This is a genomic window from Ottowia sp. VDI28 (assembly GCF_049532675.1).
Taxonomy (GTDB): domain Bacteria; phylum Pseudomonadota; class Gammaproteobacteria; order Burkholderiales; family Burkholderiaceae_C; genus Ottowia.
Window position 1 is genome coordinate 5,044,486 of sequence record NZ_CP149820.1, and the last position, 23,417, is coordinate 5,067,902.

Below are 23,417 nucleotides of genomic sequence, written 5' to 3' on the forward strand. Positions count from 1 at the left end.
GCCTCAAAGCAGGCCGCCAAACGTGCACCCAGACTCCAACCTCCAGCCGTGGCTGGAATCTGTCGTTTGCAATGGATGTTCCGGCCCGCAGGCAGCGGTGTCTTCACCGCGGCCCGTGCGGGATCACGCGCCAGGCGATCCCGGTGGTTCCGGCGGTGTCACCACGTTACGCAGCGGCTCTCCCGCCACGTACCGGGAAAGGTTTTCCAGAAACGCCTGAACTGTCCGTGGGCCATAGCCTGTCGAGGCCGCGGCCAGATGAGGTGACATCAAGGTATGGGGCGTCTCCCACCAGTCCGAAGTGGCACCCAACGGCTCCCCGGCGAACACGTCGCTGTAGTACCCCGCCACGCGGCCACCGATCAACGCCGAGCGAAGATCCGCGTCCGCCACCACCTCTCCTCGTGCCACATTCACGATACGTGCGTGCGAAGGAAGACGCGCCAGGAAAGGCGCGTTCACGAGCCCACGGGTTTGGGCCGTCAAGGGACACGCGAGGAATAGCCAATCGGTCTCAGGCAGCGCTTCCGCAATCTGGCTGAAATCGAACATATGCTCAAAATCCGGCAGTGGCTGAGCGCTCCTGCGCACGCCTGAAACGTGCATGCCCATGGCGCCCGCAATGCGGGCAATCGCCTGCCCGATCGGACCCGTGCCCACCACCAGAGCGCGGCTTCCATCGATATCGTCGGGCCATTGGTCACGCGGAGGCGTTGCCCAGATTTTTTTGGTTTGCGAGTTGACCCAATGGGGCACGTTCTTCGCGAGCGCGAGCATGCCCGCAATCGCGGTGTGCGCCACCGCCTGAGCGCTGGCCCCAGACGAAGTGGTCACCACCGCCCCTCGCCGCATGGCGTTCTGAAGCACCTCGCGGTCCGCACCCGCCGCTTGTGTATGAATCCAGCGCAAGGCGGAAGTCCTGTCGGCCACCCGGGAAAAAGCGCGCAGCCTGGGGTGCGCGCCCCCGGCGTCCTTGCCCCCCATCAGATCAAGTGAAAGAAACGCCACCTCGACCCGATCCAGATGGGCGGGAAACTCGTCCGTCAATGGATCGGTGATGACCAGCTCGCACGGAGCCGGCACGATCCGGCGCACCGCATCGGCGTGGTGCCTGGCAAACTCTTCGGTCACGAGCACATGCATCAGGAAGACTCCGCGATCGAGGCCGGCACGCCACCGTAGAGCGACCATCCGTTGGCCGCCATGGAGCCCGCGTCTATCGGCAGATCGATCCCGGTGATGGCGGAGGCCTTGTCCGACGCCAGGAACTCGATCCCCTCCGCGACCTCTTCGGGCTGAATGCGCCGGCCGAGGGCAATCTGATCCTCGATGTTGGCGGCATAGCGGCCTGGCGGACGGGCCAGCACCCTGGCCACCAGGGTCGCGCCGGGCGATACGGAATTCACCCGCACACCAGACCGCCCCCATTGCCCGGCAAGGTTGGCCGAGATGTTGACCACCGCGGCCTTCGTGGGCCCATAGGCGTGAGTGGGAGAAGATTTGTGCGCGTTGACCGAAGCCACGTTGACAATGCTGCCGCTCCCCCTTTTGGCCATCCTCACACCAAACACACGATTGGCGAAGAAGGTGCCTTCAATATTGACCTTCAGGATCTTGCCGTACAGATCCATGGGAAACGCTTCGGGGGCATAGCGCTCCTGAAACATGGCAGCGCATACGACAAGCGCCTGCACAGGGCCGTGTTGCGCCTCGATCTCCGCCGCCAGTGCTTCGACGCCGGCCTGATCGCTCACGTCAATGCCGTAGGCAGGCCCCCCGACTTCATCGGCCACTTTCTGCGCGTCCGGCAATGAAAGATCCGCCACCGCGACACGCCATCCGCGGGCCTTCATCAAGCGCGCAGTAGCCGCACCAATGCCGTTTCCGCCGCCAAGAATGACCGCCAACTTTCCTTCTGACATTCCAACTCCTTGATTTCAAAGCTTGTACGAGGGATCGATCTGGTCGAGGCGCCGCAGCAAGGCCGGCCACTCCAGCATCCCGTACCGGCGCACCACACCGGGCTTCCACTGCGAATGCGCGTACTTCACGGCCTCCGCGTTCGGGATGTTCAACTCCGTATTGCACGACATGGCATCTATCTGTGATCTGCAGGCGAGCTCCAGACGGTACATGGCATTGAACGCCTCGGGAACTGACTCCCCCAGCGTCAGCAGACCGTGATTGCGCATGATCATGACCTCGGCGTTGCCCATGTCCTTCACAAGCCGCTCGCGCTCCTCCAGATCAAAAGCCTGCCCGGTGAAGTCGTGATAAGCGACGCTATCGAACCTGGTGGAGCTTTGAGTCAGGTAAAGCAAACCGCACTTCAAGGCGGAAACGGCCATGCCGGCGCGGGTGTGCGTATGCATGATGCATTTCATCTCGGGCCGCGCGGCATGAAGCGCGCTGTGCACCACAAAGCCTGCCCGGTTGACGCCCAAATCCAGCTCGGATTTCATGATCACATTGCCATCAATGTCGATCTTGAGCAGGTTCGATGCCGTGATCTCCGTGTACAGCAAGCCATAGGCGTTAATCAGGAAGTGGTTGGGCTCTCCAGGCACTTCAACGGAAATGTGATTGGCGATCATGTCGGTCATGCCATACACATCGGTGAGTCTGTAGGCCGCCGCCAGCGCCACACGCGCCGCCCATTCTTCAGCGCTGACCTTGTCGCGGACCGAACGCACTTCCATGCTGGTTTTCATTCAAAACGTCTCCTGCTTGTTCAATTCAAAAAAAGGGCCACAAAGGATCTTCGGTGGCACGGGATAACAATCAATCGGCCTTCGCACGGATACCGGCACGCTGAATGATCTGCGCCCAGCGCCGGCCATCTTGCGAAAGCCATCCCTTGTATTCCTGCGGTCCGAGATGATCGATATTCACGCCAAAGGATTTGAGCTTGGCACTGACGGCAGATGTCATCAACGCCGCTTCAGCAGCCGCATCGACTTTTTTCGCGATAGCAGCATCCAGGCCCGCGGGCCCAATGATGCCCAGCGGGTGATCGTAGTCACCAAAGCCAGGGAAACCCAGCTCGGAGAGCGTGGGCACCTGCGGGTACTCCGCACTGCGCTTGGCCGCCGTGATGGCAAGAACATGAACTTTGCCGGCCTTCGCCATTTCCGATACGGCTGCCAGCGGCAGGAACATGAAGTCCACTCGGCCTGCAATGACCTCGTTGAGCGCCGGTCCCGTCCCTTTGAAGGGAATATGGTTCATGCTTGCCTGCGTGTACTGCTCCAGCAGTGCGGTCACCAAATGCGCCGCACTTCCGATGCCGGCCGACCCATAGTTCAGCGCATTCGGCGCGCTGCGTGCTTTCTGCAGAAGCTCGCCCATGTTGGAAAACGGCGAACTGGCTCCAACCACCAGCAGTTGAGAGCCTGTGACCAATCGGGTGATCGGCGTGAAATCCTTGATGGGGTCGTACCTGACACGCTCCGGATCCAATAGCGGATTCACGTAGTGAGACAGGCTATTGACCAGCAGCGTGTAGCCATCGGGGGAAGATCGCTGCACCATCTCGGTCGCAATATTTCCATTGGCCCCCGGCTTGTTGTCGATCACCACCGGCTGCCCCAGGCTCTTGCTCATTTCCTGCGCCAGCAAGCGCGCAATGATATCGGTGGGCCCTCCAGCGCTATACCCAACGACAAGCTTGATGGGCCGCTCAGGATATTTGCTCAGGGCTTGCGGCTGCGCGAGGGCAGCCACTGACGAAGTGAGCGTCAGCGCGGCCAAAAGGCGAAAAAAATGAAGTCCCCTCATTGTTTGGCATTCCTTGACTGCGTGGGATCGGGCAGCACACCTCTTGTGTGCACTTCGCACCCGGGTTCAAGTCTAGAAACGAATGGCCCTGACAACACACCTTGTTCGGGAATGCGAGGTTTCGAGATCGGAAACTGAATGAGCCTGCAACCCTCGCCCCGGCCGCCGTATCCTCGCGGCGTTTTGCTCGCAGCAATCAGACCGCAGAACTGCGAAGCAATTGCCCCGTCAGGAACTGGGCACGGGCGCCCGCCACGTAGCAGATCAAATCTTTCAAATGCGCAGCCACAACCGCTTCACCCACCTCGATGGCGTTCACGCGCAATGCACGCGGCGCGAGCTCACAGGCCAATGTGCGCACCATCATGCGCATCGCCGCACTCTCCCCCGCTCGTTGCCAATCCACAGCCTGCTCGGGCGGCAGAAGAAAGGTCAGGCTCGCATGACGCTCAAAGCGGCGGGCAAAGCCATTGACCGCCTCGTGCATGGACGATACCGAACCTCCATCCAAGGCATGAACATCAAGAACAGCCTGGTAGGTATTTTCGGCCGGAGACGCGGGAAGCAGCAATCCCGCCCAACGTTTCGATGCATCACCTTCGACAGACAAACACAGTGGCAGATCCAAGCTCATCGCCGGAGCTGACGCTGGCGCGTATGCGGCACTGCCACCATAAGCCCCCGATCCTCCGTCGAGTTGCAGCACTTCTCCGCGCAACGCGCGAGCGCCGGGACTGGCGAGAAAGCAAATAGCCTCCGCCAACTCCGCAGGCTCAGCCCAACGCCCCAACGGAATCTTCGCTAACGCCCGGGCCGGGTCTAGCCGGCCGCTCTTCACCAGCCGCTCATTGAGTTCGGTTCTGGTGAAGCCCGGGCACAGCACCGAAACGGAGAGATCATCGCGTGCGCGCGCCAATGCCAGCGTCTGGCCAATCAACCCCGCTTTCGTCAAACTGTAGTAGCCGCGAAAAGGAATGGACCTCAACCCAGCATTCGACGATACATTGACGATCCGGGCTCCCGGAGCAAGCCGGACCATCACAGCGGTCACCACCGCGCCAGGCGCCTCCAGATTCACAGCACGCATCACGGCTTGTGCCGAAGGCGTTTGCTCCACGAGGCCGCGACCGCTCGGATCAGCGATGCCTGCGTTGTTCACAACGGCATCCAGGGGTTCCTCGAGGCCGCCCAAAGAGGCGATCTGGATGGGATCCGCCAAATCGATGCACTGGGCTAAGTGTGTACCCGGAAGTGAAGCCACCGTCGCGTCCAGGGCATCTCGGTCCCGGTCGACAAGCACACAGTGCCATCCGCGCTTGGCAAACAATTCAGCCGCCGCACGTCCGATGCCCGCAGCCGCTCCCGTGATCAAAACCCGTCGTGTCATGGTGATGCGATAGAGATGTTTTCAGTCAAGCGGCCATGCGCGATGAGAGGGATATCATTCACTTTGCTTGGGCCGGGCTGGCGTAGGACGCACTCTGTTGATGTCTGGGTCTGGCCTGCCAAACGCAGCGCAAGCAGCACCGTAAGCGCGCGACAAATGGTATCAGCGCTCAAGCACGCAACTTGATTCGATTTTCGAACACCTCCTTTGTAGCGTACGCAATGAAAGAATTTCAAACGCTCAAGATCTTTGCCTTGGCCATGCGCAAGAGGAGCCTGTCTGAAGCGGCCCGCACATTGGGACTGTCGCCCGCGACGATATCGCGCCGGATCAGTGCGCTCGAAGCCGAGCTGGGTGTGCAGTTGCTGGATCGCACGAGCCGCACTCTCAAAGCTACCGAGGCAGGCAGCAAATTTCTACGCCACGCACAGCGTGCCATCGAGGCCATAGATGAAGCAGAGGCAGTAGCGAGAGAAGCCACGGATGTGCCAGAAGGACGCTTGCGGATCCATTCGAGGACCCAGACTGGCCTGAGGCTGATCGCTCCTCTCTTGCCCAAATTTGTGGAGCGGTATCCAGGTCTGCAGATCGAGCACGAACTGTCAGAGCACCCAGTGAACCTGGTCGAGCAGGGTTTCGACATCGACATCCGGACCGGTGTTTCCGACGATTCAAATTTCATCATCAAACGCCTGGCCAGTAGCGATGAGATTCTTGTGGCGAGCCCCGCGTTCGCGCAGGCCCACATGCACATTCAGCACCCCTCTGATTTGATGAACGTGCGCTGCCTCACCTACCAACGAGACTCTGAAGTCGCCCCATGGCACTACTTCGATGAAATGGGCGTCTCGCGTCAGCTCCCCGTGAAAGGAGTCATCAGCTCCAATAGCGGGGAGGTGCTTCGCCTGGCCGCCATCGGTGGCGCGGGGGTAGCCTTGCTGTTCGGTGCCACTGTGCGCTCATCCATCGCAAACGGCAGCCTGGTGCGCTTACTCCCGGAATACCGTTTCGTAGTGACTTCAGTTGCCAACGGCATCTACGCCGTTTTTCGCAGGAGCGACGCCTTGCCGGTGAAAGTCCGTGCATTCATCGATTTCATCTCCGATGAGCTAAAAGCCAACGAAGGCATCTAGCTGCTTTCTGCTTGGACATCCTGAACCGCAAGGCAGACTTAGGTCACACGATAAGTTCAATAAGTTCAAATTGACGTATGAGCAGTGGCAAGACGATGCGTGTGAGAATTGAACTGCACGAGCGGAACGGCAAATTTGCAGCGTGTCTTGCGGATCTTTCCAACGATCATGCGATGCGTTCCAATCTGCTGCGTGAAAAGGGTATCGCACTCCATACTTGCCAGCGCGTCCTCCAGGACCGGGACGCCCTCATAACCCTCACTCCATCGCCCTACCGCGAACCGCGGCCTGCCCTGCGGCTGGCTGAGAAACGCATTCATGACATCAGAATGACCTTCGCTCAGCACATTGGCAGCGAAGTAGCCGCTCTTGACCAAATGCGGATAACACGAGGACGTTTGGTTGACAAAGAAGCAGATCAGGGGCGGCTCCGCGGAGATGGAAGTCAGGCTCGACACCACGATGCCGGAGACCTCTTCTCCGGCTCCTGTCGTGACGATACTGATACCTCCTGGCAACGATCGCATCGCCGCGCGAAACTCGTCGATCGTCACCTCCTCGGTCGCCGTCGTCATATTGACCCGAACACGCAAATGGCCTTTGGCCGTCAAATCCCCCACCAGCGCCGCATTCGAAACAACCTTGGAAAAAGCAGCTTCCCAAACTGGATCTCCCGCCAGTCCGCTGATGAAGCGCACCACCGCGGGTGCGAGCGCGATGTAGTGTTCATCTTCGCGGTGGCCGATCTTGGCGATGGTACGTTCGAGCCTTTGCGCGGGCTGTGGGTCGATCAGAACGTCCAGCCGGTCTGCATCCATCGCCTCCCGAAGAACGACATTACCCGAATTGGTCAGGTGAACTCGCATGCTGCTTTCCTTGCGGCTTGGCGGGCGTCAGTTGGGTTTCATGCGGTGGCTGCCATCCGATTAACTTCCTTGCGAACCGCCGGAATGATCCGCTCCCCCCAGAGGTCAATCTGTTTCAGCATGGTTTTCTGATCGAAATCACCGAGCTGGGTCTGCCAGGCAATATGCTTCGGCCGAAGGATACTGATCTCGGCGAGCAGCTTGTCGATCACTTCGTTGACCGAGCCTACTGGCAAATTCGCGCGCATCTGCTCAAGGCTGAGATCCGTCTCTGAAGGGACCTCCTGGATCATGTAGCCGTCATCGGACTGTTGCCTCCGGTGCTTCAGGCTTTCCGAAAGCCGGCGTTGGAACCGCGCATTGTCCAGGTAGGCGTTGATCTCCGAGGCATTGTCCGAGGCATACCCGCAACGAAGCAGCCCGAATTTCACCTCGCTGTCCAAGTCTTTGCCGTTGTCCTCAGCGATCTTCTCCAAGCGGCCGCGCAAGCTGGCGAGCGCATCCGCCCCGCCCAGAAGCGCGGTCACAAACAGGTTATGCCCCTCCCGCACAGCGCGTCCAAGCGTGGCGGGATTTCCAGATGTGACCCACAACGGAGGCATCGGCTTTTGAGCACATCGTACGGCAATGGCGCTCGGTGGAATTTGCAGGTGCTTGCCTGAATAGGAAAAGGTGCTCTGAGTAAGCGCTTTGGGCAGTACATCGAGGAATTCGTTGTAAATAGCAGGTGCGTCCTCCAAGTTCGTGCCAAACCGCTCGAACTCAAACTGCTGATACCCCGACCCTACCCCCAACTCCAATCGCCCGCCCGACACCGTGTCAACAAACCCCACTTCGGCAAGAAACCGGGCCGGGTGATACAGAGGCAGAATGCAGACAGCGGTTCCCAGTCTGATGGTGGATGTCTTGCCCGCCACATGCGCAATAGTCATCAGGGGCGACGGCGAAAGGGAATAGTTGTTGAAATGGTGTTCCGCATACCAGGCCGCGTTGAATCCTGCTTGCTCGGCCGCTACGGTCTGCTCAATCGAGTTGCGAATGACATCCGCGGAGGTCTGGTGATAGCCGCGCTGCTGCGCCAGGGTAAAAACTCCAAATTCCATATCAAATCTCCAGGAAACAACCTCGGCTGAGCCGATGACTATTGAAACTTCAATGGCAAGGTGCCGGCGGCAGAGCGTCTATCCCGAGCAGAGTGGACACCAGCGGATACTGCGCTTCGGTCATTCTTTTTCCCAACGCAATCACGCATCCCGCGTCCTTGGCCGCTTTCAGCAAAGGCGTCATCTCGGGCACCATGATGATGTCGGAGACAATCTGATGAGGCGCCAACATCGAGTAATCAAAGAGAAGCTTGTCTTCAACTCCCATGCCCTGGGACGTGGTGTTGACGATGAAGTTCGCCTCGCGAACGTCCTCTTCAACCCCTCGGTCGCTTGCGCTCACCACACACTCCGGGTAGGCCCTGATGACCTCTTGTGCCAACGCGACCGCCCGCCCCATGTTCCGGTTTCGAATAACCAGTTCGCCCACACCTGCGGATGCGAGCGAAAACGCCACCGCACGGCCCGCTCCCCCCGCTCCGAACTGCAGCACCCGGCGGCTGCGGACATCGATGCCATCTTTGGCCAGGCCGTCCAGATATCCCTGCCCATCAACGTTGTCGCCGACCAGGCTTCCATCGGGACGGCGGGCAACCGTATTGACCGAACCGATCAGCGCAGCCCGTTCCGTCAAGGAATCCAGCAAGGGCAGGATCGCAATCTTGTGCGGGATCGTGATTCCGAAGCCAATGACGTTATGCATGCGCCGGATGCTTTGCACGACTAACACCAGATCTTCGGCTCTGACATGGAGAGGAAAACCGCCACGTCCAACCCATCGGCTTCATAGCGAAGATTTGAATGGTGTGACGCCATCACCTGTTGAACCGGATCGGCAAGAATGAACCGGATGCGCGTCTTCCCAGTGACTTTCATTGCAACCTCGCGAGAAATCCTGTCAGTCAGTTGGCCAGATAGCCACCGTCCACGGGCAAAACCACTCCCGTGATATGTGCGGCCATGGTGGAGGCAAGAAATACCACCGGACCGGCGATGTCATCTGGCTGAGCAGGGGTTTTGAGAAGCGTCCGCTCGACCATGGTCCGCAGGTGTTCCGGATTGGTGGCGATATGCTGGGTAAGAGGCGTCATGACCAAGCCTGGCGCGACCGCGTTGACTCGCACGCCAGAAGGCCCCAGGTCACGCGCCAGGAATTTGGTCAACTGCGCCACGGCACCTTTGGACGCGCCGTACACCGCATGTGCCCGCGTCGCGACGAAGGACGTCAGCGAGGCGACGTTGACAATAGCGCCCCGGGTGGCCTTGAGGTCGTCCGCGCTGGCCATGGAAAGATTGAGCACCCCCTTGACGTTCACGCTCATGACGCGATCGAACTCGGCAACAAGCGCTTGTCCTTCGGTGGCGTCCTTGCGCCCACTGACGCCCGCGTTATTGACCAGAACGCCGAGAGCGCCCCAGGAAGCTCGAATCCGGGCCACCACGCTCTCGCATTGAGCGAGGTCGCTGACGTCGAGTTGAAACACGCGGCACCGCTCGGGATGTACTCCCATCTGATCCACAGCCGCCTGAGCTGATTCAGCCTGGATATCGGCAATGGCGACGCGGCAGCCTGCCCGGAGGAGGCTTCTCGCACAGGCCAGTCCAATCCCTTGGCTTCCGCCGCTCACAAGGGCAATCGTGTCATTGAACATGGGTTCTCCTCTTGCTGCCCAGTTCATTTCACGGATACCGCCTGCTGGATCTTGCGCAGTTGGGGAACCCATCTGTCCGTCTCGGAACGCACGTAAGCGTCGTACTCTGCGGCGGTGCTGCCTTTGGCCTCGATGCCCATTTCCGCAGCTCTTGCGCGAAACGCGGGGCTGCTCAGTACGTCGTTGAATACCCGGTTCAACTCGTTGATGGTTTCGGTCGGTGTTCCAGCCGGCGCAGACAATCCATACCAGATGTTTCCGTCGAAATCGTATCCTTGCTCCTTGAAGGTTTCGACGTCGGGAAATTGCGGAAGCCGTTTGTCTCCCATGACACCCAACAATTTCAAGCGGCCATCACGCACATAGGGCATGGGCCCTGAGGGACCCGAACCGAGAATATCGATCTGTCCGCCCATCAGCGCCGTCAGCCCTGGAGTGTCGCCGTTGAAAGGGACATGGGTAGTCTTGAATCCGTATTTGGCTTCGAAAGCCACTGGCGCCAGATTGGTGATGATCGCGGCTCCAGGCGATCCGCGATTGATTTTTTCTGGATTCGCCTTGGCGTAAGCCACGAGGCTGCGAATGTCCTTGAAAGGTGAATCGCTGCGAGCCACGATCACTGTAGGTTGCAAGCCGATGTGAGTAACACCCCTCAACTCTTTCTGCGGGTCGTAGGGCAGCTTGTCGACCAGCACGGTGTTGCTGACCAGGAGTCCGAGAGACGAAAACAGAAGCGTGTGGCCGTCAGGCTTGGCGCGAGCCACCGTGCTTGCAGCAATCACGCCGCTCCCTCCAGGCTTATTCTCGACAACGACCGCCGTGCCTTTCTTGGCCAGTTCGTTGGATATCAAGCGCGCATACAGATCGGTTCCACCTCCTGGAGCGAAAGCCACGACGATCTTGATGGGTTGTGCCGACGGACCTGATGGGCTCTGCGCGAATGCGGCGAATGCGGTGGCAAAGAATGCCCAACAGGCAATGCCTGAGCGGATTTTCATTGGTGTCTCCGAATCTCTATTTGCGGAACTCGCGGATCACACAGGCTGAAACGCGAAAGCCTTTTCAAGGCAGCTTTGACTGAGATCTCGCATCGCCTCAAGTCCGAAATGAGTATAGAAGCGCAAGGGCTTCACATGGTTGTGCAAGATCTGCAAAGGAGGTATTACGGCTTCGCACAACGACGTCCTTCACGGAGGGAAAACCGGCATCAGCGATCAAGCGCGCATCGGCTGGCTGATGCGTCGCTGGCATCCTCTCGAGCGGAGGACGCCAGTCGAAAAGTCCTCCGCCACATGACCCAAGTGGAGATCATTTCCCGGGCGGAAACGAGAGATTGCCAACGCAGGTAACCCGCAGGCATGCCGCGCACATAGCATGTGACTCATTCGCAATCAATACGGAACAGATGGATGTTGAGCATCAGCAGGAACGTTGGCGGCTTGGGCGCAACCGTGACAGGCGTTGATTTGTCAGAGCCTTTGTCGGAAGGGAATTTCACCGCACTCTTTGCCGCACTGGGCGAGCACAGCGTCCTGCGATTTCCGGCCCAGTCCCTCACGCCCGAGAACCTGCGGGATTTTTCGGCGCACTTCGGGGTGCTGCAAAAAGGGTTCTCCGACAAGGGGCCATATGAGCGCGGAGTGCCGGAAGTCAGCATCCTCTCGAACATCGTCCGGGACGGAGTTCCCATCGGCATTGGCGATGCGGGCCAGGATTGGCATACCGACATGTCCTACAACCAGACGGTAGGCTTCACCAATGTGCTCTATGCGCTCGAAGTGCCCTACCGCGATGGCAAGGTGCTGGGCGACACGCTGTTTGCCAACATGTATGCCGCGTACGATGACTTGCCCGCGGAGTTGAAACAGCGGTTGGAAGGGCTGACCGCCACACACGATTTCAACAAATTCTGGGAAGAAATGCGCCGCCGGCCCGGGAGCGCGCGTGCACCGTTGACACCGGAGGAACGCGCCAAGCGCCCGCCTTCCGTGCATCCCATTTTTCTGACGCATCCGATCACGGGCCGGAAGGTCTTGTATTGCAACCCAGGGTATGCCATCCGGATCAACGAACTTCCCGAGAAAGAGAGTGATGCGCTGCTGGACACCCTGTTCCGCCATCAGCTGCAGGAAAAATACATCCATGCCCATCACTGGACCAAGGGCGATGTGCTGATGTGGGACCACATCTCGACACTGCATAACGCGGTAGCGGACTACCGCCCGCACGAACACCGGCTCATCAAGCGCTGCCAGGTGATGGCAGACAAGGTGTTCGATCGGGATTTTGTGCAGCGTGTGCTTGGCACGGCAACAACGGCTTGAGCCAGACCATGAATATCAACGCCCATGTTTTCAAGGCATGCGAGCAAGCCATCTCCCGGTTCTATGCACGGCTGGATGGCCTTGAAGCAGGGCCCGTCGGGGCCATGTTCGCCGCAGACGGGGTATGGCATCGGCAAGGGGCGGTGCTGCGAGGTGGTGCGGCAGTGGACGCCGCCCTGGCTCAAAGGCCGGCGGGACGCCGTTCGGCCCATTTGATCAGCAATCTCTTTTTCAATGCGCAGGATGACTTGCAGATTCGCGCCAGCTATCTGCTGCAGGTTTTCCGGCACGACGCAGGGCCTGAGGCAGATCCGCGCGATGCGGCTCCCATCGCCAGCAGCCTGCTGGCGATTACCCGCACCGAAGATCTGTATCAGCGCGCCGGGAACGGAGAATGGATGCTGCTGAACAAGCAAAGCCGCCCTTTGTTCACACAAAGTGGCGCATGAGCAAGCTCAACCGGTTTCTGGCACTGGACGACTTCGAGACCGCGGCGCGGCGCCACTTGCCAGCTCCCGTCTTTGGCTACATTTCAGGGTCCTCGGAACAAGGCCGCTCGCTGCGCGCCAATGAGGCTGTTCTGGAAAGCTACGGGTTCATCACGCGCGTATTGCGGGATGTCTCGCAGCGCTCGCAAAAAACCGAGCTCTTGGGCCAGACTTATGAGAGCCCTTTCGGTATCGCGCCCATGGGCCTCAGCGCACTCTCCGCCTATCGGGGGGATCTGGTGCTGGCCAGAGCGGCAATGAAGGCAGGAATACTTTCCGTGATGAGCAGCGCATCCCTGATTCCGCTGGAAGACGTGGCCCGCGAATGTCCCGGCATCTGGTTTCAGGCCTATCTCCCGGCCGAGGCGGCGCGTGTCGATGCGATGCTGGATCGCGTGGAACGCGCCGGCATCAAGACCTTGATGGTGACGGCGGATGTCCCTGTGCCGGCCAATCGCGAGAACAACGTACGCGCCGGTTTTTCGGCACCTCTTCGGCCTGGCCTCCGGCTGGCCTGGAACGGGCTGACCCGGCCGCGATGGCTGGCCGGGACTTTTCTGCGGACCTGGGCGCGCCATGGCATGCCGCATTTCGAGAATACGCACGCCACGCGCGGCCCATCATTGATCTCCTCGAAGGTGGTGCGGGATCTCTCCGGACGCGAGCGCTTCAACTGGAGCACCCTGGAGCGCATCCGCCAACGTTGGCGCGGCCATCTTGTGGTGAAAGGCGTCCTGCATCCGGATGATGCCCGGCAAGCGCAGCAATTGGGTGCTGATGGCGTGGTGCTCTCCAACCACGGCGGCAGGCAGCTCGATGGCGCGGCGCCTGCGTTGTGCATGCTGGAGGCTGCGGTACGCGCCACAGGCCCGCAATACCCCGTTCTCGTGGACGGCGGTTTCCGCCGCGGAACCGACGTGCTGAAAGCCTTGGCCCTGGGGGCCCGCATGGTGCTCGTCGGCAGGCCGTTCAACTATGCCGCGGCGGTCGCCGGGGAGCAAGGCGTGCGCCACGGCATATCACTGCTCCAGGCCGAGATAGACCGGAACCTGGCGATGCTGGGAGCACCAAACTGCGGAGAGCTGGGGCCGCATTACCTGCAGCGGATACCAGCAGGTTTTCAGTGACTGCGGAAGGCTAGGGTGTGTTCACACTAGTCTATTTTCAGCTGCGCGCTCTTGGCCATACCTTGCCATGCATCAATATCACTCCTGACCACGGCAGCGAACTGATCGGCGGTCTTGAAGGCCGGCAGTGTCATGTTCTGCGCGGCGAATTTCTGCTTCACATCGTCCTTGGCCAGGATCTTGCCAATTTCCTGGTTCAGCCGGTTCACGATCGCGGGCGGCGTGGCCCCGGGCGCGAAGATGCCGAACCAACCATCGGCCTCGAATTTGAAACCTTGCTCGCTCAGTGTGGGCAGGCTGGGGAGTGCGGGCGCGCGTATGGAACCCGAGACACCGAGTGCGGTCAGCTTGCCGGCATTGATGTGGGGAATGGGCGAAGCGATGTCCGTGAACGCCACCGGCAGGGTTCCCGCCATCAGGTCCGTGATTTCCTGGGCGGTTGTCTTGTACGGAATGTGAGGGATGAACAGCCCGTATTGTTTCTTGAGGCCCTCCATCACCAGATGCCCGGTGGAGCCATTGCCCCAGGATCCGTACGACAGCTTGCCTGGGTTGGCCTTGGCGTACTTCACAAAATCCTGGAGATTCTTGAAGTTTGTCGAAGGGTTCGCGAGCAGCAGGATCCCTCCCGTTCCGAACTGAGCCACCGGCGCAAAATCCTTGCGTACATCGAAAGGCAGCTTGTTCAGAATGATGGGATTGATGGCCACCGCCGACGAAGGTGCGATCAGGATCGTGTAGCCATCCGGCGCTGCCTTCGCAACGGCATCCATACCGATGATGCTGTTGGCACCCGGCTTGAAATCCAGCACGAGCGGCTGTTTGAGCGCTTCTTGCAAGGGCAGCTGGATGATGCGCAGCAGGTTGTCCATGGCCCCTCCCGGTGGGCCTGGCACGATGACCTTGATGGGCCGGGTGGGCCAGTCGGCTTGCGCCAGGGCGGCCGGAGCACCCAGGCATGCGGCGGTGGCCAGTAACGCGCGGCGGCGTGTGAGGGCGTGAACCATGATTTGTCTCCTGAAATAAGGGTTCTTCTGCGGCTCTTGTATTGCTCTTGTATCGGTCGGGCCTTGTTGATAATTTACCTGCCGGTTAGTAAAATGTCAATTGAGCGAGCTACTCGCGGCAAGACGACGATGAGGAGAGGCCACGACCTTCCTCGCACAACCAGGAGACAAAATGCTTGAACCGCTGATCGACGCGGCCTTCGAATACGCATTCCCGTTGTACGAAATGGCGCGCACCCGGCACCGCGCCGTGGAAGACTTGGCGAATCCGCGGCGCCACCAACCCAATACCGTTCAGCATGAGCGCCGTCTCAGCGATCACACCTCGCGCTGGATCACGGCGCCGAACAACGACACGCTTTACTCCAACGCATGGCTGGATCTCAGCGCCGGCCCGGTGCACATCCGAGTGGAAACCATGCCGGCGGGCCGCTATTGGTCCTTGGCCTTCCTGGACGTATGCACGAACCACTTCGGGATCGTGGGAGAACGCCTGGATGGCACAGGTCCTGTGGATCTCTGGGTCCTCGGGCCCAAGGAGCAGGAGAGTATGCCGGGCCGGCAAGAGATCCGCGCCCCGGGGAATGACGTGTGGCTGTTCATCCGTTGCCTGGTCGATGGCCCTGATGATTTGCCCCGAGCCCATGCCATGCAGGAACGCATTGGGATCACACCTCCCGCGACGGCAGCCTATCACCCTCGCGTGGTGCCAGTGTCCTCGCGCGATCCGCAGAATTTCCTGGCCGTGACGAACGAGCTCCTCGGACGGAATCCGCCACCGGAAGCAGAACGGGCGCTATTGGCTCAGTGGGCAGGAATCGGCGTGCGCCCCGGGGTTTCCGAAGCCTGGGCCGAGCTCGGCGATGACGCCCGGGCGGCCTGGGAGCGCCGCATCGGATTGGCGCACGACAAGCTCAGGCAAGCCTCCGCGAGCGGCAGGCGTGAGATGCAAGGATGGTTCGCTTCCGCCGCCGATATGGGTAATTTTGGCCAGAACTACCCGCTGCGGGCCTCCGTGGCACTGGGCGGCCTGGGTGCACTGCCGCCCATGGAAGCGATGTACTTCGTCCGCTTTCACGACGATGTCAAGCAACTGCTGGATGGCCGTCATCGCTACGTGCTGCACGTTCCCCCTTCCGGGATTCCAAGCGACTCTTTCTGGTCGTTCTCCATGTACGAACCCACCGCTGACAGTCAGCGCTTTTTTGTGAACAACCCCATCCGCCGTTACTCCATCGGCAACCGCACAGGCGGTATCGTTCTGAACCCGGATGGCTCGCTCGATATCGCCCTGCAGCACGACGAACCCGCGGATGCGCATCTGCGCGCCAACTGGCTGCCGGCACCGGCTGGTCCATTCCAGATCTCACTGCGTACCTACATGCCGCGCGCGGAGCTGCGTGAAGGCCGCGCCGCCATGCCCCGCATCGTCCGCCAGGAAAGGTAATTCCATGAAGCCCGCACATCCCAGTACCCTGGCTGCTCAAGCCCGCACCCTCGATGAACTCGATTTCACTGACCGGCGCGATTTTGAAGATGCCCGGCGCGGCTTCATCGACACTCTGCCGGAGGCCCATATCGAGGCCGATTCCGGCGGTGTTTCGTGGTCCATGCGGCCCTACGGTTTTCTCGCGGGCCAGGCACCGGCCACGGTGAATCCCAGCCTGTGGCGCATGTCGCAGTTGAACGCGATCCATGGTCTTTTTCGAGTCAACGAGCGGGTCTACCAGGTGCGTGGCTTCTCGCTGTCCAATGTGACCTTTGTCGAAGGCGATTCGGGTGTCATCGTGATCGACCCGCTGCAGTTCACGGAACATGCGCGCGCCGCCTTGGCGCTGTACCGCAAGCATCGCGGCGACCGCCCCGTGACCGCGGTGATCTACACGCACAGCCACCGGGATCACTACGGCGGCGTACGCGGAGTGATCAGCCCCGAAGACGTGAAAAACGGCGTGGAGGTGATCGCCCCCTTTGGGTTCACCGAGGAATCCTTCTCCGAATCCATTCTGGCGGGCGTGCCCATGCGGCGCCGCGCGCTGTTCCAGTTTGGCTGGTCCCTGGAGCCGGGCGAGATGCTGCACGTCGATAGCGGCCTGGGCAAGGCGGTAGGGCGCGGCGGTGATGGTTTCATCGCCCCCACCACGCTCATCACGCAACCGGTGGAGCGCCGGAAAGTCGACGGTGTGGACATCGTGTTCCACCTGACTCCGGGCACCGAAGCGCCTGCTGACATGAACATGCTCTATCCGGGCTTGCGCGTGCTCAACCTGGCCGAGAACGCCTGCCATACGATGCACAACCTATGCCCTCTGCGCGGCGCGAAGACGCGTGACGCGCTGGCCTGGGCACATTACCTGAACCAGGCCCTGGACCGCTTCGTGCCGCAGGTCGACGCCTTGATCGTCCAGCACCATTGGCCTGTGTGGGGACAGGAGCGCATCGGCGAATACGTGGCCGGCCAGCGTGACATGTACCGCTACCTGCACGATCAAACACTTCGTCTCATGAGCCACGGCCTGACGCCGAAGGAGATTGCGGAAGAACTGCTGATGCCCAGCAAGCTCTCGCGGCAATGGTTCGCGCGAGGCTATTACGGCGCTGTGGCGCACAACGTGAATGCGATCTACGCCCACTACCTCGGCCCTTACGACGGTAATCCGGCCCATCTCAATCCGCTGCCGCCGGCGCAGGCAGGGTCGAAGTATGTGGAATACATGGGAGGCGCGGATGCTGTCGTGGAGCGAGCGCAGGCCGACTTCAAAGCCGGCCACTTCCGCTGGGTGATCGAAGCGCTCAATCACGTGGTTTTCGCGGATCCAGGACATCGCCCCGCGCGAGAACTGGCCGCCGATGCCATGGAACAACTGGGGTATCAGTCAGAATCGGCCACCTGGCGGAACGCCTACCTTCTCGGGGCGCGCGAACTTCGCAGCACCTCCCAGGCGTCCACGCCACGCGGCGTCGGCATCAGCCCGGACGTCGTGGCAATTTTGCCGTTCAGCAGTTTCCTTGAATACCTGGGTATTCGCGTCAATGGACTCAGGGCTCAGGACATCGAAGCGCGCTTCGATTGGCGGCTGATAGATTCGGCTGGCGTGGACTCGCATCGTCTGGTGATTTCAAACGGCGCGCTCAATCACCTGCCAGGCAGCCACGGGGACCACGCTCACGCGGTGATCGACATGCAGCGCGACACACTTCCCAAGCTTTCGGCAGGGCGCGACGCCCTGCTGGCGGGGCTGGATGCGGGCGATCTTCAGGTGACCGGCGATGCGGCGCTGTTCCGCCGCTTCCTGGAGGCGCTGGATGAGTTTGATCCGATGTTCAATGTGATCGAGCCTTGAGAAGAAAGTAGAGTCCCGCACGGGCATGAACGCCCACCCTACGAGACTCTGCTCTTTCGCAACTCAGAGCGTGAGGATCGTCGAGCCCGTGGTCTGGCGCGCTTCCAGCGCCCGGTGCGCGGCCTGCACCTCGGCCAGCGGAAAGCGTTGATCGATGTGAATCTTCACCTTGCCTGAGCGCACCACGTCGAACAGATCGTCCGCCATTTTCTGGCAGCCCTCGCGGGTGGCGATGTGCACGAACAAGGTGGCGCGGGTCACATAGAGGCACTTGGCAGCCAGGGTGGCTGGCGCGAATGGCGGCACGGGGCCGCTGGCGTTGCCGAAGCTGGCCATAAGGCCGAATGGCCGCAGGCATTCGAGCGACTTTTCCCAAGTGTCTTTGCCAACAGAGTCGTACACCACCTTCACACCCTTGCCTCCGGTGATCTCTTTCACGCGCGCGGCGAAATCCTCGGTCCGGTAGTTGATCGCGTGCGCCGCGCCGTTGGCCAGAGCCAGCCGGCACTTCTCATCAGAGCCCGCGGTAGCGATGAGCTGGTAGCCCAGCGCCTTGGCCCACTGGGAGGCAATCAGACCCACACCGCCGGCAGCGGCATGCCACAGGATGTGATCGCCGGCCTGCAGTCCTTCCGCGGGCAGCGTCTTGCGCAACAGGTACTGCGCCGTGAGACCCTTGAGCATCATGGCCGCGCCGGTTTCGAAGCTGATATCGTCCGGGAGCTTGCACACCGCCAGCGCGGGCATGACACGCACTTCGCTATAGCTGCCTGGCGGATTGCTGGCGTAGGCGGCACGGTCGCCCACCTTCAGATGCGCCACGCCCTCACCCACCGCCTCCACGATGCCGGAGCCTTCCATGCCGAGCGTCAGCGGCATGGGCAAGGTGTACAGGCCGGTGCGCTGGTAGACATCGATGAAGTTCAGGCCGATCGCCTTGTGGCGGATACGGATCTGCCCTGGGCCAGGCTCTCCCACGGGCAACTCCACCAGTTGCATCTCTTCAGGCCCGCCTGGGCGATTGATCTGGACGGCGAGTGGCATGGCAGTGTGACTCCAAACAAGACTTGAGAAGCCGGATGGTGCCATGCCTGAAAGACCTTCATGCGCTGGGGGCAAGGCGCGGTCATGGCACGATAGCGGGGTGCGCCAATTTGACCGTCTTTCTCCTCTCACCATTGCCTTCCTGACCATCGCTCCGCTCCTGTGGGCCGGCAACGCGGTGGTTGGCCGCCTGGTGGCCGACCTGATACCGCCTCTCACCTTCAACTTCCTGCGCTGGCTTCTGGCGTTCTTCATCCTGCTGCCGCTGGCCGCTTGGGTATTGCGGCCCGACAGCGGGCTTTGGAAGCACTGGGGGCGATTTGCCCTGCTGGGGCTCTTCGGCACGGGGCTGTACAACGCCCTGCAATACCTGGCACTGCACACCTCCACCCCCATGAACGTCACGCTCGTGGGCTCCAGCGGGCCGTTGTGGTCGCTGGCTTTGGGTTACCTGTTTTTTGGGGTTCGCGTCACCCGAGCGCAAATGCTGGGCGCGGTGCTGTCCATCGCCGGGGTAGCCGTGATTCTGGCGCGCGGGGAATGGACTCAATTGACCACGCTTCACCTGGTGCCGGGTGATGTGTACATGCTGCTGGCCACGATGTCATGGGCCTTGTACTCGTGGATGCTGGCCCGCACCGCAGAGCCCAAGGGCATCCTCTCCGATAGCGCGGCCTTCCTGATGGCACAGCTGGTGTTCGGGCTGGGATGGTCGGGCCTGCTCAGCGCCGGAGAGTGGGCAGTGACCGACGCGCACATCCACTGGGGTATGCCGGTGCTGGCAGCCCTGCTCTATGTGGCCATCGGCCCCGCGGTACTGGCCTACCGCTGCTGGGGCGTGGGCGTGCAGCGGGCCGGCCCCGTGGTGGCGGGCTTTTTCTCCAACCTCACGCCGGTGTTCGCGGCGGTATTGTCAGCCCTGTTCCTGGGAGAAATGCCACGCCTTTATCACGTGGTGGCGTTTGTATTGATTGTGGCGGGGATCGTGGCTTCGTCGCGGCGCTAGTACGGCGCCTCAATGGCCGGGCAGCCATGAACGAAAGCCTGCGATCAGTATTTTCAAGCCCGCCGGAAACGCGGTGGCTGAATCCAGGGCCGAGAATGCGCCAATGAAAAACCGCGCGTGCTCCACCTCATTGAAAGGGTGCCCTTCCACCTGATCGCGAATGAACCGCTGGTGAAAGCGCGGCAACTGCCTGCTCACTTCCGAATAGGAGGAAGAGATCACGTAGAGCGACAGCAGGTGGTAGCCGGTCGCCGCCTGCTCGGGCTGAAAACCGCCTGACCGGAAGATTTTCGCCATCCGGTCGAGATAAAGCACGCCGTAATCAGTCTCGCCCTGAGGCACCTGCTGAAACAGCCGGAACCGGTTGTTCGACATCATGTAGCGCAGCACCCCGCCGTACTCCACGCCAATGCGGAATGCCTGCTGCGCGCCCTCCCAGAGATCCTCCTCCCAGTCGCCCGTCAATGGCGGCATACCCGCCATCAGTGCCTTGAAGTACAGGTTGGCCACACCGGAAATGAGGTCGTCGCGGCTGCCAACGTAGTAGTGGATCAGGGCTGGCGCCACGCCCAACTCCCGGGCCAGGCCCACCATGGAGATCTCGCTCAGCGGCTGAACCCTGGCCAGCTCGATCGCCTTGGCAAGGATTTGCTCACGGGTCAGCACCGGGGCAGCCTCGCCGTCCCCCAACACGGGTTTGGGAGGGCGCCCCCGCCTGCGCGGCGGGGCCTGATCGCCCTCTTTGGCGGCCGCTATTTCCACGACATCCTTCTGAAGCTGTTTCGCGTTCGATCTGCTCAAGACAACGATCCTCAGGGTTTACACCTATTAAATTAATACCGTCTCAATTATTTAATTGAGACCATATCAATTTTTTGCTCCACATCAAAATCCATGAACCAAGATCCAGATAAAGGAAAGGTCACCGCGGGCTTGCGGGGAGCGGGCTGGAACCCGGCTCGCATGGATCGGCCGTTTCGTACTACGCCTTACGCGCTACGCACCGCAGACGCGCAACGCACTCTGGGCCTGTTGTATTCCCAGTCAGGCCATGAGAAGACTGTAGTGTGCCTGATGCATCCGCGCGAATTCATCGGTACGCCCTATCTGGTGCCCGATGTCCTGGATGCCGGTTGCGCGGCCTGGGTGCAAGCCCCGCGTGCCATCGGCACCGACTTGCGGCTGGAACACGAGGCTGCACTGCTGGACGTTGCTGCCGGCATGGCTCATTTGCGCCAGTTGGGCTTCACTCGCATCGTGCTGCTAGGCAACTCGGGTGGCGCGGGCTTGTACGCCTTCTACACCCAGCAATCGCTCCGCGCCCCGGCCAGCCGCATCACCCGTACCCCGGGCGGGCGGCCCGTGAAACTGGCCGAAGCCGACATGCCGGCCCCCGATGACCTGGTGTTCGTGTCGCCTCATCCGGGTCAGGGCCAGCTGCTGCTGAACGGCATCGACCCCTCGGTGACCGATGAAAACGACCCCTTCTCCGTCGACCCTTCACTCGATCCGTTCGATGCCGCCAATGGCTTCGTGCCCGCTCCGGCATCTTCACGCTACAGCGCCGAGTTCGTCGCGGCCTACCGCGCAGCGCAACACGCACGCGTGGAACGGCTCGATGCTCGCGCACACGCCATGCTGGCCGAGCGCGCCCGCGCCAGGCAGCAGTTGAAGTCCGGAGACGGCAGCAAGGCGACTCGCCAGCGCGCGGCCCATACCCAGATCTCGCTGCTCTGGCGTACCGATGCGGACCTGCGCTGCTGGGATCTCTCGCTCGACCCCTCGGACCGTGAAGCCGGCACGCTGTGGGGACGGGATCCCTATGCCTCCAACTACGGTAGCGTCGGGTTCGCCCGCATGATCACGCCGGAATCCTGGCTGTCGACCTGGTCGGGTATCAGCTCGAATGCCAGCTTCGCCAAATGCGGGGCCGAAGTCACGCTACCGTCCTTCGTCATCGAATACACCGGCGACCAGGCAGCCTTTCCCTCCGACATGGACGCCATTTACACCTGCCTGGGTACCAGCGCCAAGCGGCGCGAACGCGTGCAGGGCAACCACCACGGCCAGCCACTCGCCGCCGGAGAGGAAAGCGGCCAGGTGCTGGCAGGCCGGCTGCTGCAGGAATGGCTGCACGCGCCCTCGAAATAACTCACACCCTATTCAATCCTGGAGACAACCATGCGCCTTTCCCTCACCCGCCGCCTGGCCGCAGGCGTTCTGCTGGCCTGCGCCGGCACCGCTTTCGCCCAGAGCGCGCCCTGGCCGGCCAAGCCCATACGCCTGCTGGTGGCGGCCCCTGCCGGCAGCGCGCCCGATCTGATCGCCCGCATCATCGGCGACAAGCTCTCGCGCCAATTGGGCCAACCCATCCTGGTCGACAACAAGCCCGGTGCGAACGGCATCATCGCCATGCATGCCTTGAGGGACGCGCCCGCGGATGGCTACACCCTGGCGCTGCCGCAAGCGGCGGCGGTGGTCGTGACACCGTTCACCTACAAGAATGCCAACTACGACTCCACACGTGATTTCGAGACCATCGCGGTGGTCGGCAAAACGCCGATGATGTTCGTGGCGCACAACGCGCACCCAGCCAAGACCCTGGCCGATGCCATCGCCATGGCACGCGCCAAGCCGGATACCGTCTCCGTGGGCAACCCCACCCGGACCTCGATCCCGCATCTGGCCTCGGAATTGGTGGCCCAGAAGGCCAATGCCCAGTTCCAGCAGGTGGCCTTCGCAAACACCGGACAAGGCATCCAGGCCGTGGTGGCCGGCGATATCGCCATGTATGTCGACGGCGTCGGCCCGCTGTTGCCGCTGACGAAAGGCGGCAAGATGCGCGCACTGGCGGTCGCGTCCGAAACAGAGCTGCCGGGGCTGGAGGGCATCCCCCTGGCCAACAAGACGGTACCCGGCCTCAGCGTCTACGGTTGGTTCGTCATGCAAGCGCCCAAGGGCACGCCCGCGGCCATCCTGGCCCGTCTCAACACGGAAGTGAACAAAGCCATGCAGGAGCCGGATGTGGTGGCCAAGTTCCGTGAGTTCGGCACTTATCCGACGCCAGGCGATATGAAAGCGGCGAAAAGCTTCCTCGCCGAAGAGAACGCGCGATTCGGTGGCGTGATCAAGACCTTGAACCTGAAACCGGAATAAGAG

General features: G+C 61.2%; 22 protein-coding genes and 1 pseudogene. 9 read left to right on the forward strand and 14 right to left on the reverse strand.

Going from position 1 to position 23,417, the window contains the following annotated elements; genetic code table 11:
- Window positions 1-123: 123 nt before the first annotated feature.
- The 5 genes from WJU18_RS24045 to WJU18_RS24065 form a co-directional block, all read right to left on the reverse strand.
- Complete coding sequence (locus tag WJU18_RS24045) at window positions 124-1,143, reverse strand: D-2-hydroxyacid dehydrogenase (protein WP_423456178.1); 1,020 nt, start codon at window positions 1,141-1,143, stop codon at window positions 124-126.
- Window positions 1,143-1,922: an SDR family NAD(P)-dependent oxidoreductase gene (locus WJU18_RS24050; protein ID WP_423456180.1), complete on the reverse strand. Its 780-nt coding sequence runs from the start codon at window positions 1,920-1,922 to the stop codon at window positions 1,143-1,145. Before WJU18_RS24050 ends, WJU18_RS24045 begins: the two co-directional genes overlap by 1 nt.
- A 15-nt stretch (window positions 1,923-1,937) precedes the next feature.
- On the reverse strand, window positions 1,938-2,711 hold the full coding sequence (locus WJU18_RS24055; protein WP_423456182.1) for a class II aldolase/adducin family protein: 774 nt from the start codon (window positions 2,709-2,711) through the stop codon (window positions 1,938-1,940).
- Between the two features lie 70 nt (window positions 2,712-2,781).
- Window positions 2,782-3,777 carry a Bug family tripartite tricarboxylate transporter substrate binding protein gene (locus WJU18_RS24060; protein ID WP_423456184.1) on the reverse strand — a complete coding sequence of 332 codons (996 nt, stop codon included), beginning with the start codon at window positions 3,775-3,777 and terminating at the stop codon, window positions 2,782-2,784.
- A 196-nt stretch (window positions 3,778-3,973) separates the two neighbouring features.
- Window positions 3,974-5,164, reverse strand: a complete 1,191-nt coding sequence (locus WJU18_RS24065; RefSeq protein WP_423456186.1) for an SDR family oxidoreductase — start codon at window positions 5,162-5,164, stop codon at window positions 3,974-3,976.
- 221 nt (window positions 5,165-5,385) lie between these two features.
- On the opposite strand from WJU18_RS24065, the gene WJU18_RS24070 reads away from it, so the two are divergent.
- On the forward strand, window positions 5,386-6,297 hold the full coding sequence (locus tag WJU18_RS24070; RefSeq protein ID WP_423456187.1) for a LysR substrate-binding domain-containing protein: 912 nt from the start codon (window positions 5,386-5,388) through the stop codon (window positions 6,295-6,297).
- Window positions 6,298-6,362: 65 nt separating this feature from the next.
- Here the strand turns inward: WJU18_RS24070 and WJU18_RS24075 are convergent, their stop codons facing one another.
- The 6 genes and pseudogenes from WJU18_RS24075 to WJU18_RS24100 form a co-directional block, all read right to left on the reverse strand.
- Window positions 6,363-7,163 carry a flavin reductase family protein gene (locus tag WJU18_RS24075; RefSeq protein ID WP_423456188.1) on the reverse strand — a complete coding sequence of 267 codons (801 nt, stop codon included), beginning with the start codon at window positions 7,161-7,163 and terminating at the stop codon, window positions 6,363-6,365.
- A gap of 38 nt (window positions 7,164-7,201) precedes the next feature.
- Entirely contained in the window at window positions 7,202-8,266 is a 1,065-nt protein-coding gene (locus WJU18_RS24080) for an LLM class flavin-dependent oxidoreductase (protein WP_423456190.1), read from the reverse strand.
- Window positions 8,267-8,315: 49 nt separating this feature from the next.
- Entirely contained in the window at window positions 8,316-8,882 is a 567-nt protein-coding gene (locus tag WJU18_RS24085) for a shikimate dehydrogenase family protein (protein WP_423461089.1), read from the reverse strand.
- Window positions 8,871-9,008 (reverse strand): annotated as a pseudogene (locus tag WJU18_RS24090) (hypothetical protein); the annotation flags it as partial. The gene WJU18_RS24085 and the pseudogene WJU18_RS24090, both read right to left, overlap by 12 nt.
- A 160-nt stretch (window positions 9,009-9,168) precedes the next feature.
- Window positions 9,169-9,918, reverse strand: coding sequence for an SDR family NAD(P)-dependent oxidoreductase (locus WJU18_RS24095; protein ID WP_423456192.1), 750 nt, complete (start codon window positions 9,916-9,918; stop codon window positions 9,169-9,171).
- Between the two features lie 23 nt (window positions 9,919-9,941).
- A complete protein-coding gene (locus tag WJU18_RS24100) occupies window positions 9,942-10,916 on the reverse strand; it encodes a Bug family tripartite tricarboxylate transporter substrate binding protein (protein WP_423456194.1) in 975 nt (324 codons plus the stop codon).
- A gap of 411 nt (window positions 10,917-11,327) precedes the next feature.
- On the opposite strand from WJU18_RS24100, the gene WJU18_RS24105 reads away from it, so the two are divergent.
- The 3 genes from WJU18_RS24105 to WJU18_RS24115 are packed head-to-tail and all read left to right on the forward strand — an operon-like array spanning window position 11,328 to window position 13,857.
- Entirely contained in the window at window positions 11,328-12,242 is a 915-nt protein-coding gene (locus tag WJU18_RS24105) for a TauD/TfdA dioxygenase family protein (protein WP_423456196.1), read from the forward strand.
- 8 nt (window positions 12,243-12,250) lie between these two features.
- Entirely contained in the window at window positions 12,251-12,691 is a 441-nt protein-coding gene (locus tag WJU18_RS24110; RefSeq protein ID WP_423456198.1) for a nuclear transport factor 2 family protein, read from the forward strand.
- The gene (locus WJU18_RS24115) at window positions 12,637-13,857 is read left to right on the forward strand and encodes an alpha-hydroxy acid oxidase (RefSeq protein ID WP_423456200.1); all 1,221 of its coding nucleotides are present in this window, start codon (window positions 12,637-12,639) and stop codon (window positions 13,855-13,857) included. Before WJU18_RS24110 ends, WJU18_RS24115 begins: the two co-directional genes overlap by 55 nt.
- Before the next feature lie 26 nt (window positions 13,858-13,883).
- Here WJU18_RS24115 and WJU18_RS24120 read toward each other — a convergent pair whose 3' ends face one another.
- Window positions 13,884-14,864, reverse strand: a complete 981-nt coding sequence (locus tag WJU18_RS24120; protein ID WP_423456201.1) for a Bug family tripartite tricarboxylate transporter substrate binding protein — start codon at window positions 14,862-14,864, stop codon at window positions 13,884-13,886.
- 172 nt (window positions 14,865-15,036) lie between these two features.
- Here WJU18_RS24120 and WJU18_RS24125 point away from each other — a divergent pair, with 172 nt between their 5' ends.
- Window positions 15,037-16,311: a DUF1254 domain-containing protein gene (locus WJU18_RS24125; protein ID WP_423456202.1), complete on the forward strand. Its 1,275-nt coding sequence runs from the start codon at window positions 15,037-15,039 to the stop codon at window positions 16,309-16,311.
- A 4-nt stretch (window positions 16,312-16,315) separates the two neighbouring features.
- Window positions 16,316-18,208, forward strand: a complete 1,893-nt coding sequence (locus WJU18_RS24130; RefSeq protein ID WP_423456204.1) for an alkyl/aryl-sulfatase — start codon at window positions 16,316-16,318, stop codon at window positions 18,206-18,208.
- 63 nt (window positions 18,209-18,271) lie between these two features.
- On the opposite strand, the gene WJU18_RS24135 is transcribed toward WJU18_RS24130, so the two are convergent.
- Window positions 18,272-19,252: a quinone oxidoreductase family protein gene (locus WJU18_RS24135; RefSeq protein ID WP_423456206.1), complete on the reverse strand. Its 981-nt coding sequence runs from the start codon at window positions 19,250-19,252 to the stop codon at window positions 18,272-18,274.
- Between the two features lie 43 nt (window positions 19,253-19,295).
- Between WJU18_RS24135 and WJU18_RS24140 the strand changes: the two genes are divergently transcribed.
- Window positions 19,296-20,258 (forward strand): DMT family transporter, encoded by a 963-nt coding sequence (locus WJU18_RS24140; protein WP_423456207.1) that lies wholly within the window; start codon window positions 19,296-19,298, stop codon window positions 20,256-20,258.
- Window positions 20,259-20,267: 9 nt separating this feature from the next.
- Here the strand turns inward: WJU18_RS24140 and WJU18_RS24145 are convergent, their stop codons facing one another.
- The gene (locus WJU18_RS24145) at window positions 20,268-21,059 is read right to left on the reverse strand and encodes a TetR/AcrR family transcriptional regulator (RefSeq protein WP_423456209.1); all 792 of its coding nucleotides are present in this window, start codon (window positions 21,057-21,059) and stop codon (window positions 20,268-20,270) included.
- A gap of 93 nt (window positions 21,060-21,152) precedes the next feature.
- Here WJU18_RS24145 and WJU18_RS24150 point away from each other — a divergent pair, with 93 nt between their 5' ends.
- Together WJU18_RS24150 and WJU18_RS24155 are read left to right on the forward strand one after the other, a co-directional pair.
- Window positions 21,153-22,409 (forward strand): alpha/beta hydrolase, encoded by a 1,257-nt coding sequence (locus tag WJU18_RS24150; RefSeq protein WP_423456211.1) that lies wholly within the window; start codon window positions 21,153-21,155, stop codon window positions 22,407-22,409.
- A gap of 30 nt (window positions 22,410-22,439) precedes the next feature.
- Window positions 22,440-23,414 carry a Bug family tripartite tricarboxylate transporter substrate binding protein gene (locus tag WJU18_RS24155; RefSeq protein ID WP_423456213.1) on the forward strand — a complete coding sequence of 325 codons (975 nt, stop codon included), beginning with the start codon at window positions 22,440-22,442 and terminating at the stop codon, window positions 23,412-23,414.
- Window positions 23,415-23,417 lie beyond the last annotated feature (3 nt).

Excerpts from the sequence above, each read along its gene's own strand:
- WJU18_RS24140 (WP_423456207.1), top strand. The coding sequence starts at position 19,296 with ATGCCTGAAAGACCTTCATGCGCTGGGGGCAAGGCGCGGTCATGGCAC.
- WJU18_RS24135 (WP_423456206.1), bottom strand. The coding sequence starts at position 19,252 with ATGCCACTCGCCGTCCAGATCAATCGCCCAGGCGGGCCTGAAGAGATG.
- WJU18_RS24120 (WP_423456201.1), bottom strand. The coding sequence starts at position 14,864 with ATGGTTCACGCCCTCACACGCCGCCGCGCGTTACTGGCCACCGCCGCA.
- WJU18_RS24065 (WP_423456186.1), bottom strand. The coding sequence starts at position 5,164 with ATGACACGACGGGTTTTGATCACGGGAGCGGCTGCGGGCATCGGACGT.
- WJU18_RS24060 (WP_423456184.1), bottom strand. The coding sequence starts at position 3,777 with ATGAGGGGACTTCATTTTTTTCGCCTTTTGGCCGCGCTGACGCTCACT.
- WJU18_RS24055 (WP_423456182.1), bottom strand. The coding sequence starts at position 2,711 with ATGAAAACCAGCATGGAAGTGCGTTCGGTCCGCGACAAGGTCAGCGCT.
- WJU18_RS24050 (WP_423456180.1), bottom strand. The coding sequence starts at position 1,922 with ATGTCAGAAGGAAAGTTGGCGGTCATTCTTGGCGGCGGAAACGGCATT.
- WJU18_RS24115 (WP_423456200.1), top strand. The coding sequence starts at position 12,637 with ATGGATGCTGCTGAACAAGCAAAGCCGCCCTTTGTTCACACAAAGTGG.
- WJU18_RS24130 (WP_423456204.1), top strand. The coding sequence starts at position 16,316 with ATGAAGCCCGCACATCCCAGTACCCTGGCTGCTCAAGCCCGCACCCTC.
- WJU18_RS24070 (WP_423456187.1), top strand. The coding sequence starts at position 5,386 with ATGAAAGAATTTCAAACGCTCAAGATCTTTGCCTTGGCCATGCGCAAG.
- WJU18_RS24105 (WP_423456196.1), top strand. The coding sequence starts at position 11,328 with ATGTTGAGCATCAGCAGGAACGTTGGCGGCTTGGGCGCAACCGTGACA.
- WJU18_RS24045 (WP_423456178.1), bottom strand. The coding sequence starts at position 1,143 with ATGCATGTGCTCGTGACCGAAGAGTTTGCCAGGCACCACGCCGATGCG.
- WJU18_RS24080 (WP_423456190.1), bottom strand. The coding sequence starts at position 8,266 with ATGGAATTTGGAGTTTTTACCCTGGCGCAGCAGCGCGGCTATCACCAG.
- WJU18_RS24095 (WP_423456192.1), bottom strand. The coding sequence starts at position 9,918 with ATGTTCAATGACACGATTGCCCTTGTGAGCGGCGGAAGCCAAGGGATT.
- WJU18_RS24155 (WP_423456213.1), top strand. The coding sequence starts at position 22,440 with ATGCGCCTTTCCCTCACCCGCCGCCTGGCCGCAGGCGTTCTGCTGGCC.
- WJU18_RS24150 (WP_423456211.1), top strand. The coding sequence starts at position 21,153 with ATGAACCAAGATCCAGATAAAGGAAAGGTCACCGCGGGCTTGCGGGGA.
- WJU18_RS24100 (WP_423456194.1), bottom strand. The coding sequence starts at position 10,916 with ATGAAAATCCGCTCAGGCATTGCCTGTTGGGCATTCTTTGCCACCGCA.
- WJU18_RS24075 (WP_423456188.1), bottom strand. The coding sequence starts at position 7,163 with ATGCGAGTTCACCTGACCAATTCGGGTAATGTCGTTCTTCGGGAGGCG.
- WJU18_RS24110 (WP_423456198.1), top strand. The coding sequence starts at position 12,251 with ATGAATATCAACGCCCATGTTTTCAAGGCATGCGAGCAAGCCATCTCC.
- WJU18_RS24125 (WP_423456202.1), top strand. The coding sequence starts at position 15,037 with ATGCTTGAACCGCTGATCGACGCGGCCTTCGAATACGCATTCCCGTTG.